Genomic DNA, 12,679 nt, shown 5'->3' with positions numbered 1-12,679 from the left:
CAGTTTTGTTAAGTAATGTAAAGGTGTGAGGAAGAATGTATAGATACGGATTATCAATGCTTTTAGGGGCTTGCGTTATAGGTTTGTTGGTTGGGTGTAGCGGAGGAAGTGGGGGAAATAAAGGTAGCGGCACTAATGTACTACCAGAGCCAGATATAATTTCTCTCTCTGTACAGGGGAGGCTAATTGATGGCCCCACGACAAATGCAATAATACAAGTATTTGCCGGTGATTCTCTGGTTTTGACTAACTCCAGTCCTGATGGTACTTATTCTGTACAAATTGATTTGGATGAAACTCAATATGAAGATGTGGTGAAAATAGTTGCCACCTCTCAAGATAACAGCAAAATTAAGTTTGCCAGTACGTTGGGGCCTTTCAGCTCCTTGATCAAATACGCAGGAGATGATGGTGTCCTTGAGTCTTCAGAGAGTTATTCCGTAAATATTAGCAGCGTATCAACAGCTGTTTCTGCGATATTAGAAGCGGAAAATGATTTTATAGGTAAATCTTTTGAAGAGTGGGAAAAAGCTTTAAAATTGGTAGATGCCGAAAGAACTTTCTCTGTGGCTACAGCAATAAAAATCTTTATCGATTACTCAGACAAGGGAATATCAATACCTGAAGAGGTAGAAAATACTTATCTATTTGCATCAGATTATGATCTTTCTTCTGAGTATGTAAATTTATTTTCCACAACGATGGAAGATCTATTTAATGAAGTACAAAATGATATGGGTCAAATTCCAGATCTTTTTAGCATTTCAACGAATGGATTTAATGAAACTGAAGGAACCTATTACCTTCTATCCGAAGGTGACAGAATAACTTTATATTCAAACGGAACTGGTGAATATCTAACGGATAGTGGTCTCATAAATTTAACTTGGTCTAAAGCACCCGAAGGAATTTCTCTAGAGCTTGAAGAACCTATAATTGAAAGTTATTACATGGAGGTTGATGGTGAGTATTACTATGTAGATAAAGAAAAAGTACTTAATCGAATGCTCTGGATGCTTGATGATAAAAATCAAGGAATGTTGGTAATTGAATTTACTGATACTATTAAATATCCAGACTATAGCGGCTTGCCTGACACATTGGAAATAGGATTTTTCGCTACGAATAGTGTTCGTCCATCCGGTCTGTTAGATCCAAGAGATGTACTGGTGATTGGAAAATCATATAGTATGCCTATTCCTAATAGGGATGGAGAGGTAATAAATCCAATTGAGGGCACTTATTCCAATTTTGAGATATCTTCACTAAAGATGAGTTTTCTTGGTGAGTTTGAAAGTGGGGGCACGGTAAATATTAAACTTCCTGCTATTTCAGGAAATGGAGAATTAATAGAAAACGATCTTTCAGCGACTTGGAAAATTGATGACTCACACCGGCTTGTGGTGAACTTATCTGAAGATGAAATGTTAGTCTATTCATTATTAAAATTAAATAATGACGAGGTTCTTGAAGTGTTTGTTGAAGAGGAAACCTCTGATGGATTAAATTCTTCTGCAGTATCAACTATCCTCTTGAAAGATGCCACAAATTGGTATGAAAGAGATATCGCTGGTGTCTATGTATATCCACAGGAGTTTTTAACTCCGCTATATAAGTATTTTTTTGATTTTTCGACAGATGGTATTGTTTCAACAATTTATGTTGATGATTTAGATGGCAATGGCTCTATTGAGAGAAATGAATATCAGGAGAGAGAGGGACTCTGGCAGATAAAAAATAATGGTAATTTGTCTATTAGATTCTACAGGTCTGAAGACGGTTATTGCATGCCTGATTCTTGGGATCCTGCATATGATGCGGATTGTGCTCTTTATCTTGAGCGTGATTGGGACCTTTATCAAGTAGATCAAACTAATAAATATTGGTTTAGCTATCACCTGAATCTTTTTAGTGATTATTATTTTGATAGTGATAATGAGGATGTGGAAATTAATGGTCATATACTCAGCTCTGGTAGACTTTATCATGTCGGCTTATCTAAAGTTTCAGAAAGACCTGTGAATGCGCCAGAAGAATAATCTAAATTTTCTAACAAGCTGTATAAACCAGTTGTTTTTCTTGGTAAAGCGGTATTAAAAATACCGCTTTTTATTGATTGAATCTTTTTCTAATTTTTAAGGTATAAATTTTTCCTGAATTGAAATTCTATTTGCCCGCCATAAAACTCTTGATAAGAACCCTGCTTCGATCTAAATAAATAATTTAAATGTTATTTATATTGGTTATGGAGTGTATGCTTTAGATGATGTAGCAGATTCAGTAAATCTACTGATCAAAATTAATCTAAGCTTCTATTTTATTTAGGCGCAACGATATTTATCGTTTGGTGACTTGCTTTTCATTTGGAGTAGATTGGTTGGTTTTTTGCAATATATAATATGCTGCCAACTTTTCTAAAAATGTGTATAACGATTATTGTTTCTTTATCATTCTTTTGATTTCTTTCCAGTTAATCAAGTACTAAGATGTATATTAATCTATTTTCTAAACTGTTTCTTTTGGTTTTTTTTCAATGTATATCCGCTTGCAGTGGAGAGTCGTCTAATAATAAAAAAGAGACGGATGATGCCCACCCTGAAGTCACAAAAAGTTTAACTGTTCAAGGTTATATTGAGGCTGGCAACTATAGTGGCGTGGAAGTGATATTCCGAGTTGAGAATGAAGTTTTTAATGCTGAATTGGATATGTATGGAAACTATATCGTAGAATTGGAAGTCCATGAGTTAGAAGTTGACTCTTTTGTACAGGCAGAGGCAAACTTTCCTACTGGTAGCGGTGTAAAACTCGTTAGCACCCTAGGCTCATTTCAAGATCTTTTAGAGAAATCCGGAGACGATGGAATATTAGTCCGCTCTGAACTGCTGAACGTAAATATCACGAGTATTTCTACGGCACTATCTGCTCTGTTAGAGGTTGAAAATAATGGTGCGTTAATGTCTGACTCTCAGTATGAGGCAGCATACCAACAGGTAAACCCCTACACAGTATTTGATATAGCTGCATATATTAGTCTATTGATCAATAATCCCCAGGAAGCTAGATTTGGCGTACCTGATGAATTTGATGATGTATATGAGTTGGCCACAAACTTTAGCCTGATGGCTTTATATATTTCACAAATTAAAGAAAACTTTTTGGAAGAATTTGAATCAACGAAAACTTCTATTTCCAAGAACCAAAATCTTGTTAGTGCTTCACCATCGATTCTATCCGACATTGAAGACACTTATTATCTTGTTGGGGATAATTTGAGATTAACACTTCAGGCTGATGGCACAGGAGAAGTGATTGGTGCTATGGATAGTGCGGTGATTACTTGGTCACAATCCGATGAAGGACTTATTATTGAAGGGGCGGATCTAGTTACAGGTTATTATTATAACGAGTATGATTTAGCCTTCGTAGAAACTCACATCAGAATTACTAAATTAAATTGGGTTTCAAATACGGCTTCTGTCGATTCTGTTATTCTCAATTCGGTTCAATATGAGCACTACCCTGGTGGAGAGTATCAAGGTAGTCAATTCATAGAACAAACTTTAATGAGTTTCGCAGTGAGATCTTCCGCGGAATTAGCTGTATCCAATGCTATTGAGTTGGGAAAAACATATAGTTTGCCTATTGCATCAACAGTTAGTGACATTGTCGACCCCGGTGAAGAGTTATCGCCAGTTAATGCTGTAATGGTGTTGGAAATGCGTTTTTATGGTGACTACGAAAATGGTGGAAAGGTTGACATTATTGTTCCTGAAATCTACACCGATGGAAGTTCATTTGAAACCGAGTTGGCAGGAATTTGGTTTGTAAATGATCATAATCAACTTAGGGTTGAAGTCACAAATAATAAAAGCTTTGCTTATACTTTTTTGGATTATAAGTCTGATGATTATAATCGAGTCTTTGTTATGGATGAGTCCTATGAAATAAGACTAACAAAGCTCAGCTCTTTCTTTGGTCAAGAACTAGATGGTTGGAAAGGACAGGAAATACCTGGGATGTATTATATCCCTAATCCTAGCTGGTCTTTCTCAACCGTATTGGACCATTACTGGGTTGAATTAGATACCGATGGATCAGTAAATACAGTGCGTGGATTGGATTTAAATCTTGATGGACAGTTTGACAACAGCGAGATTAATCTAACCCCTGGCCTTTGGAGACTGGATGAAAGTGGTGAGTTAACTATTAGACATTACTCTCAGGAATCAGAGGACTGTATTCCAGGCTTATGGGATCCTGGCACTATTTCAGGATGTCAGCTCGCTAGAGAGTATAAGTGGAATCTCTATCGTGTTGATGGTGAAAATAGGTTTTATATGAAAAAAACCTTAAAACACTTTTCTGATATGTCAAGTATAACTGGGCAGCTGCCGGTAGAAAATGCTTATATTTATAACTCAAAAATGGAAAAAATATCCGAAAGACCATTTGAGGTTCCAGGAATATAAAGCCCTTTAAATAAAATTGTATGTAAGAAAATAATGAGGTGGTATCTATTTGCGCTGCCACCTCTAGGGCTGATTTTATTGCGCTCTAATCTGGTGGGAATTAGATATTCCCCAAATACTATATTATTGCCTTTAGTGAGAAAGCAGTCTCGCCACATCCAACATCCTATTGGCAAATCCCCACTCATTATCAAACCAAATCAAAATCTTGGCTAATCGATCACCCGCTACACGAGTTTGGCCTGCATCAATGACGCCGGAACGGGGGTCGTGATTAAAGTCACAGGATGCGAGAGGTTCTCGGGTAAAGCCAAGCACACCGTTAAATTCCTTTTCGGAAGCAGTTTTAAGTACGAAGTTAACTTCTTCCTGGCTTACCGCTTTGCTTAGGGAGACGGATAAATCAATAGCGGAAACATTGACGGTGGGTACACGAAGGGCTTGTGCTTCAAACTTTCCAAACAGGTGGGGAAGTATTCTCTCAATACCTCGTGCTAAAGCAGTATCAACCGGGATAACAGAGGTTATTGCTGAACGTGTTTTTCTTAAATCAGTATGATGATAGGCATCACTTACCGGTTGATCGTTCATTGCTGAATGGATGGTGGTAATGACTCCAGCTTCAATACCGAAGGCTTTATCCAGGGCGGCGATAACTGGCACACTGCAATTAGTGGTACAGGAGGCTGCCGAAATAATACGCTCCTTGCCCGTTAAAATATGGTCGTTTACCCCATACACGACGGTGGCATCCACATCGCGGCTGGCGGGTTGGGAAAATAATACTTTCTTGGCTCCTGCGGCAAGGTGTAACTCAGCGCCCTGCCGTTGCTTAAAGCTGCCGGTGCATTCCAGTACGATATCTACCTGATCCCGTCGCCAATCCAGATCTTCTAACCGCTCGCAATGAGTTACGGCAATAGAATCTCCGTTAACCACAAGGACATCTTTATGCACGGAAACTTCGCCTGAGAAGCGGCCGTGGACAGAATCATACTTTGTCAGGTGTGCAATGGTGTCGCAGTCAGCCAGTTCATTGATGGCGACTATTTGTAAGCTATCGCGGGCGCCAGACTCATAGAGTGCGCGTAAAACGGAGCGGCCGATACGGCCGTAGCCATTGATGGCAATTCTAGTGGTCATAGCACAACTTTAGGCAGGAGAAAATGTCAGCTAAGGGTCCCCGCGCGGCGCCGAGCCAGAGCCGCACGGGGTTGATACCTAAACGATATTCGGTGGAGAGAACAGTATTACTTCAGCAGTTTTTCTACCGCTTCAGCCACATTGTCCACAGTGAAACCAAAGTAGCGCATCAAGTCGCCGGCAGGGGCAGATTCGCCAAAGGTTTCCATACCGATAATAGCGCCATCGAAACCGACAAACTTATACCAGTAGTCTTTGTGGCTCGCTTCTACCGCTACTCGTGCACGTACAGAAGAAGGCAGTACGGACTCGCGATAAGCTTCTTCCTGCTCCATAAACAACTCGGCACAGGGCATGGAAACAACGCGAACTTTCTTGCCAACCAGTTTTTCCTGGGCTGCCATCGCCAGCTCTACCTCGGAGCCAGTGGCAATAATAATGGCTTCAGGAGTACCTTCGCAGTCGGATAGTACGTATCCACCGCGCTCAATCTGAGCCAGCTGTGCGCTGTCGCGATCTTGAGGAGCCAGGCCCTGACGGCTAAAGACCATGGTGCTGGGGCCTTCTTTGCGCGCTATAGCCATCTTCCAGCTCACTGCGGATTCAGTGGCGTCACAGGGGCGCCATGTGTGCAGGTTCGGAGTGGCGCGTAAGGCGCTGAGCTGTTCCACCGGCTGGTGAGTTGGGCCGTCTTCGCCCAGGCCAATAGAGTCGTGAGTGTAGACAAAGATCACGCGCTGCTTCATCAGTGCGGCCATGCGCACAGCGTTGCGGGCGTATTCCATAAACATCAGGAAGGTAGCACCGTAGGGCACGAAACCACCGTGCAGAGCGATACCATTCATAATGGCGCTCATACCGAATTCGCGCACACCGTAATAGATGTAGTTGCCGGAGGCATCTTCGGCGCTGATGCCTTTGGAGCCTGACCAGATAGTGAGGTTGGAGCCGGCCAGGTCGGCAGAGCCGCCGAGGAATTCGGGCAGCAGCGGGCCGTAGGCGTTCAGTGCGTTTTGGCTGGCTTTGCGGGAGGCGATCTTCTCTGCATTTTCCTGGCAGGCTTTGATGTACTCATCTGCTTTGCTGAGGAAGTCTGCGGGCAGTTCACCGCTCATACGGCGCTCAAATTCAGCTGCCAGCTCCGGGAATTCTTCGCGGTAATCGGCGAGGATATCTTTCCATTCGTCTTCCTGGGCTTCACCTTTGGCTTTGGCATCCCAGCCAGCGTAGATATCTTCGGGGATTTCAAATGGGCCGTGGGCCCAACCGAGGGTTTCGCGAACCAGGGCGATCTCTTCGTCACCCAGCGGTGCACCGTGACACTCTTCGCGCCCCTGTTTGTTCGGGGAGCCGAAGCCGATCACGGTTTTGCAGCAGATAATGGTGGGCTTATCGGTAACAGAGCGAGCTTCTTCAATAGCGGCTTTGATAGCGGCGGAATCGTGGCCATCCACATTGGGAATTACGTGCCAGCCGTAGGATTCAAAGCGCTTGGGAGTGTCGTCGGTGAACCAGCCTTCCACTTCACCATCGATGGAGATGCCGTTGTCGTCATAGAAGGCGACCAGCTTGCCCAGGCCCAGGGTACCGGCCAGGGAGCAGGCTTCGTGGGAGATACCTTCCATCAGGCAGCCATCGCCCAGGAATACATAGGTGTGATGGTCTACCAGCTCGTAGCCAGGGCGATTGAACTGGGCACCCATTATCTTTTCTGCCATTGCCATACCAACAGCGTTGGTGATGCCCTGGCCCAGTGGGCCGGTGGTGGTCTCTACACCAGGGGCATAACCGTATTCGGGATGGCCCGGAGTTTTGGAATGCAGTTGGCGGAAGTTCTGCAGCTCTTCTATCGGCAGGTCATAGCCGGACAGGTGCAGCAGGGAATAAAGCAGCATGGAGCCGTGACCGTTGGACAGTACAAAGCGGTCGCGATCGGCCCAGTTGGGGTTGGCTGGGTTGTGCTTTAAGTAGTCATTCCACAGCACCTCGGCGATATCCGCCATACCCATGGGCGCACCGGGGTGGCCACTTTTGGCTTTCTGGACCGCGTCCATAGACAGGGCGCGAATGGCGTTGGCCTTTTCAGTGCGAGAGGGAGTAGAAGACATAAGAAGAGCTCTCTGGTTTCTTAGCTAGGGTGCGGCGCTGCTCTGCCGGCAGATTCCCGCAACAACGAAAATGGTGGCGTATTTTCCCGTAAAGGGCGGCCCTGCGCAAAGCTTTGGTGGGGGATTTGTTGTTGAGTGCAGCAACAAACTTCCAATTCTATGCATCAGGCGGCGCCATTAACATCTATATCAAAAATATTTAATAAAGCTATATCAAAACATTTTGATATAGGTGTGCTCCCCTGCTAGACTTCGTCCCATGTCTGAAAATGAGCCAGCTCCCGAACTGAGCCCAGCCGAGGCAATTCCTCAGCTGGCCTTGACCCTGAAAGCCGCCGGAGATCCCCTGCGGCTCGAAATATTGCGCCTGCTCAGCCAGGACTCTTACAGTGTTTTAGAGCTGTGCCGAATCTTTGATTTGCGCCAACCTGCCTTGAGTCATCACTTGAAAGTGCTCGCCCAGGCAGGTCTGGTAAACAAGCACCGCGAAGGTAATAACCTTTTCTACCGGCGCACTGCAGCTACTCCACTGCTGGCACAGCTTTTTACAAACCTGGATCATTTGCCTCTGGCCGATGTGCGTGTGCAGGCGGTATCCCGGATTTCTGAAGAGAGAGCGGAAGCATCGCGACGTTTCTTTGCCGATTACGGCAACCGCTTTCGCGAGCAGCAGGAATTGATTGCCAGCTATGACGTATACGGACCACAGGTGGCCCAGCTGCTCAAACCTGGTCGTCATGCCTTGGAAGTTGGTCCTGGAGAAGGTGAATTTCTACAGGAGTTGGCCCAGCGTTTCGCGACAGTGACAGCACTGGATCTGTCTTCTGCAATGTTGGAGCGGGCCCAATCTTTTGCCGATGAACAGGGTATTAAAAATATCGAGTTTGTCTGTAGCGATACTCGCGCAGCTGCAGCGCGGCCGGCCAGTGCCGACACCATCGTGGTGAACATGGTGCTGCACCACACTCCTGACCCGGCACAAATTTTTCACGATTTGCACGGCGCCCTAAAAAAGGGCGGGCAGCTTTTAATCGCAGAATTGCAAGAACACAGCCAGGATTGGGCCAGAGAGGCCTGCGGAGATTTATGGCTGGGTTTTGCTCCAGAGCAGTTGAGTGACTGGGCCGCGACTGCCGGCCTGCAAGATGGGCGCAGTATTTATAGTGCCCTGCGCAACGGCTTTCAGATTCAGATAAGAGAGTTTATTAAGCCCTGACGGGGGTTTGTCAGGCACAGCCTGAAGTTAAAAGATATTCAACCGCTGCGGCGGGACAATGGAGACCTCAAAATGAGTGAATACAGACTGTTTACCTCAGAATCCGTATCTGAGGGACACCCGGATAAAATTGCCGACCAGATTTCCGATGCTGTATTGGATGCTCTACTGGCCCGTGACAAGCAGGCGCGGGTTGCCTGTGAAACCCTGGTGAAAACCGGTATTGCTGTTATTGCCGGCGAGATTTCCACCTCTGCCTGGGTTGATCTGGAAGAGCTGGTGCGCAAAGTTATTACCGATATCGGCTATACCTCTTCCGATGTGGGCTACGACGGAGATACTTGCGGTGTTATCAATGTGATTGGTAAACAATCTGTGGATATCGCACAGGGTGTAGACCGTGCTAAGCCGGAAGATCAGGGTGCTGGGGATCAGGGGTTAATGTTTGGTTATGCGACCAATGAAACCCCCACCTTTATGCCTGCGCCGATCTACTATTCCCACCGTCTGGTTGAGCGTCAGGCTGAAGTGCGTAAATCCGGCCTGCTCCCCTGGTTGCGTCCCGATGCAAAAAGCCAGCTGACCTTCCGTTACGACGAACAAGGTCGCCCCTGTGCGATCGATGCGGTTGTTCTTTCAACTCAGCACAACCCGGATGTCAGCCAAAAAGATCTGCGCGATGCAGTGATGGAGTTGATTGTTCACAACACCTTGCCGCTGGAATGGCTGCATAAAGACACCAAGTTCCATATCAATCCGACGGGCAACTTTGTTATTGGTGGGCCCGTTGGAGACTGCGGTCTCACCGGGCGCAAGATTATCGTTGACACTTACGGTGGCTCTGCTCGCCATGGCGGCGGTGCATTTTCCGGTAAGGACCCCTCCAAGGTTGACCGCTCTGCCGCTTATGCGGGTCGCTATGTGGCTAAGAACATTGTCGCGGCAGGCCTGGCCAAGCGCTGTGAGATTCAGGTTTCCTACGCCATCGGTGTCGCCGAGCCGACTTCCGTAGCAATTAATACTTTTGGAACCGGTTTGGTACCAGAGGATAAGCTGGTAGAGCTGGTACGCGAAAACTTTGACCTGCGCCCTTACGCCATCTCCAAATCCCTCGACCTGCTGCACCCGATGTATCAGTTGACCGCAGCTTACGGTCACTTTGGTCGCGACCCGTTTACCCACACTTACAACTGGGTCGACAGCAACGGTCAGGAACGCAGTGAGAGCTTTACTGCTTTCCCATGGGAGAAAACCGATAAAGCGGATGAGCTTTGCTCCCAAGCCGGCCTCTAAGTTTCAGAAATAAATATTCATGCCTGCGCCAAAAGCGCGGGCACACAAAATATGCTGGGTACCACTCGGCAAGCAGATAATTTTTGGACTCAAAAACGATGAATCAAATGAGCACTGAATTTAAAGATTACAAAATCGCGGATATTTCCCTGGCCGAGTGGGGGCGCCGTGAAATTGAAATTGCAGAAGGTGAAATGCCGGCGCTGATGACTCTGCGTGAGAAATATCGTGCAGAGCAGCCGCTGGCGGGTGCCCGTATCATGGGCTGTATCCATATGACGATCCAGACTGCGGTGCTGATCGAAACCCTGGTCGCACTGGGTGCTGAAGTTCGCTGGTCCTCCTGTAATATTTTCTCCACCCAGGATCACGCCGCTGCCGCCATTGCTGCGCGCGGAATCCCTGTATTTGCCTGGAAAGGTGAAACTGAAGAAGAGTACGAGTGGTGCCTTGAGCGCACTATTGGTGCCGATGTTGCAGGCTGGCAACCCAATATTATTTTGGATGACGGTGGCGACCTCACCGAGTTGCTGCACCGCGAATACCCGCAACTTCTCGATGCTTGCCACGGTGTGAGTGAAGAGACCACCACCGGCGTACACCGCCTGCAGGATATGCTGCGCGAAGGCACCCTGAAGATTCCTGCGATCAACGTTAATGACGCTGTGACCAAGAGCAAGAACGACAACAAATACGGCTGTCGCCACAGCCTTAACGACGCCATCAAGCGCGCCACTGACCACCTGCTCTCTGGTAAGCGAGCGCTGGTTATTGGTTACGGCGACGTAGGTAAAGGTTCTGCAGCATCCCTGCGCCAGGAAGGCATGATCGTACGGGTTTCTGAAGTGGACCCGATCTGTGCGATGCAGGCTTGTATGGACGGCTTCGAGCTGGTTTCCCCCTATATCGACGGTGTTAATACCGGTACTGCTGAGGGTATTAACAAACAGCTGCTGGCCAATACAGACCTGATCGTTACTACAACCGGTAATGTGAATGTTTGCGATGCCCACATGCTTTCCGCCCTGAAGAGTGGTGCGGTGGTTTGTAATATTGGTCACTTCGATAATGAAATCGACACCGCCTTTATGCGTGAAAACTGGGAGTGGCAGGAAGTTAAGCCGCAGGTACATAAGGTGGTTCGCAATAGCGAAACCAATGATCACTTGCTGCTGCTGTCTGAAGGCCGCCTGGTAAACCTTGGCAACGCTACTGGCCACCCGAGCCGCATTATGGATGGCTCTTTTGCCAACCAGGTTCTCGCCCAGATCCATTTGTTCAAAGAAAAGTTTGCTGACTTACCAGCAGATCAAAAAACTTCAGCGCTGTATGTAAAAGTACTGCCCAAGCACCTGGATGAAGAAGTTGCACGCTATATGGTTGAGGGTTTTAGTGGTGTTATTACCCGTATGACCGAGCAGCAAGCTAACTATATCGGTGTTTCAGTTGAAGGTCCGTTCAAACCTGAAAGTTATAAGTACTAATCACCCCTAACTAAAAGGTGTCGGCATGGCCGGCACCTGAATTGTGCGGGGTTGGAGAAATATAATGAAAGACTCCATTCGCATAAGTTTCGAATTTTTCCCTCCCAAAACGCCAGAGGGTCGCGAGAAACTATATAAAACTCGTGAAGCGCTGCAGGCATTTAACCCTGAATTCTTCTCTGTAACTTATGGTGCCGGTGGTACCACAAGAGAGACAACGTCGAGTATTGTGACCAATATGCGACGGGATGGTATTTCAATTGCCCCTCATTTATCGTTCGGCGGTGATAATGAAGAGACAATACTGGGTTTGTTAAATGAATATAAAGAGGCGGGAATTAATCGAATAGTTGCACTGCGCGGTGATATGCCATCGGGCATGGGTGCAGTGGCGCAACTGGTTTATGCGAATGAATTAGTCGCCTTTATTCGACGACATACCGGCGATCAATTTCATCTTGAAGTAGCTGCCTATCCAGAGATCCACCCGGAGTCGAATAGCTACGATGATGATATTCGGTATTTAAAAGGTAAATTTGAGGCAGGTGCTAATAGCGCACTGACTCAATATTTCTATAACCCAGATTCCTATTTCTACTTTATTGATCAGTGTGAAAAGGCGGGTATCGATGCGCCCATTTATCCAGGCATTATGCCGATAGCTAATTTTGCCAACCTTGTGCGTTTCTCTCGCAATTGTGGTGCGGAAATTCCGAGGTGGTTGGTTAAGCGCATGGAAAGCTTCCGTAATCCTGAAGACATTCGAAAGCTTGGATTAGAGGTTGTTACCGACCTCTGCGAGACCTTATTAGAAGGGGGGGCGCCGGGTTTACATTTTTACACAATGAATCAGGATGCAATCGTTACTAAGATTTTGAAAAGCCTCAAGCTTTAATTGAAAACTCGAAAGCTATTGCTTTCGAGTTTTCTGTTTATGAAACATTGTCTGAAATTTTCATATCGTTT

General features: G+C 46.2%; 8 protein-coding genes. 6 read left to right on the top strand and 2 right to left on the bottom strand.

Annotation, left to right across the window (positions count from 1 at the left end; genetic code table 11):
• The first annotated feature begins 35 nt into the window (after positions 1 to 35).
• On the top strand, positions 36 to 2,039 hold the full coding sequence (locus tag BTJ40_RS21370; RefSeq protein WP_157954188.1) for a hypothetical protein: 2,004 nt from the start codon (positions 36 to 38) through the stop codon (positions 2,037 to 2,039).
• A 447-nt stretch (positions 2,040 to 2,486) separates the two neighbouring features.
• Complete coding sequence (locus BTJ40_RS21365; protein ID WP_108734978.1) at positions 2,487 to 4,469, top strand: hypothetical protein; 1,983 nt, start codon at positions 2,487 to 2,489, stop codon at positions 4,467 to 4,469.
• Between the two features lie 132 nt (positions 4,470 to 4,601).
• On the opposite strand, the gene BTJ40_RS21360 is transcribed toward BTJ40_RS21365, so the two are convergent.
• Both BTJ40_RS21360 and tkt read right to left on the bottom strand, forming a co-directional pair.
• Positions 4,602 to 5,612, bottom strand: coding sequence for a type I glyceraldehyde-3-phosphate dehydrogenase (locus BTJ40_RS21360; RefSeq protein ID WP_108734977.1), 1,011 nt, complete (start codon positions 5,610 to 5,612; stop codon positions 4,602 to 4,604).
• A 107-nt stretch (positions 5,613 to 5,719) separates the two neighbouring features.
• Positions 5,720 to 7,720 (bottom strand): transketolase, encoded by a 2,001-nt coding sequence (gene tkt, locus BTJ40_RS21355; protein ID WP_108734976.1) that lies wholly within the window; start codon positions 7,718 to 7,720, stop codon positions 5,720 to 5,722.
• 259 nt (positions 7,721 to 7,979) lie between these two features.
• Between tkt and BTJ40_RS21350 the strand changes: the two genes are divergently transcribed.
• From BTJ40_RS21350 to metF, 4 genes are all read left to right on the top strand, one after another.
• On the top strand, positions 7,980 to 8,936 hold the full coding sequence (locus BTJ40_RS21350; RefSeq protein WP_108734975.1) for a metalloregulator ArsR/SmtB family transcription factor: 957 nt from the start codon (positions 7,980 to 7,982) through the stop codon (positions 8,934 to 8,936).
• A 72-nt stretch (positions 8,937 to 9,008) separates the two neighbouring features.
• Entirely contained in the window at positions 9,009 to 10,229 is a 1,221-nt protein-coding gene (metK, locus tag BTJ40_RS21345; protein WP_108734974.1) for a methionine adenosyltransferase, read from the top strand.
• Between the two features lie 107 nt (positions 10,230 to 10,336).
• Positions 10,337 to 11,713, top strand: a complete 1,377-nt coding sequence (ahcY, locus tag BTJ40_RS21340; protein ID WP_369974263.1) for an adenosylhomocysteinase — start codon at positions 10,337 to 10,339, stop codon at positions 11,711 to 11,713.
• Positions 11,714 to 11,777: 64 nt separating this feature from the next.
• Entirely contained in the window at positions 11,778 to 12,608 is an 831-nt protein-coding gene (gene metF, locus BTJ40_RS21335) for a methylenetetrahydrofolate reductase [NAD(P)H] (RefSeq protein ID WP_108734972.1), read from the top strand.
• Positions 12,609 to 12,679: the final 71 nt, after the last annotated feature.

Source organism: Microbulbifer sp. A4B17 (assembly GCF_003076275.1).
Classification (GTDB): domain Bacteria; phylum Pseudomonadota; class Gammaproteobacteria; order Pseudomonadales; family Cellvibrionaceae; genus Microbulbifer.
This window is presented reverse-complemented; position numbering and strand designations above follow the sequence as displayed.

Coding starts and splice junctions, on each gene's coding strand:
- metK (WP_108734974.1), top strand. CDS start 9,009: ATGAGTGAATACAGACTGTTTACCTCAGAATCCGTATCTGAGGGACAC.
- BTJ40_RS21370 (WP_157954188.1), top strand. CDS start 36: ATGTATAGATACGGATTATCAATGCTTTTAGGGGCTTGCGTTATAGGT.
- BTJ40_RS21350 (WP_108734975.1), top strand. CDS start 7,980: ATGTCTGAAAATGAGCCAGCTCCCGAACTGAGCCCAGCCGAGGCAATT.
- BTJ40_RS21360 (WP_108734977.1), bottom strand. CDS start 5,612: ATGACCACTAGAATTGCCATCAATGGCTACGGCCGTATCGGCCGCTCC.
- tkt (WP_108734976.1), bottom strand. CDS start 7,720: ATGTCTTCTACTCCCTCTCGCACTGAAAAGGCCAACGCCATTCGCGCC.
- metF (WP_108734972.1), top strand. CDS start 11,778: ATGAAAGACTCCATTCGCATAAGTTTCGAATTTTTCCCTCCCAAAACG.
- BTJ40_RS21365 (WP_108734978.1), top strand. CDS start 2,487: ATGTATATTAATCTATTTTCTAAACTGTTTCTTTTGGTTTTTTTTCAA.
- ahcY (WP_369974263.1), top strand. CDS start 10,337: ATGAGCACTGAATTTAAAGATTACAAAATCGCGGATATTTCCCTGGCC.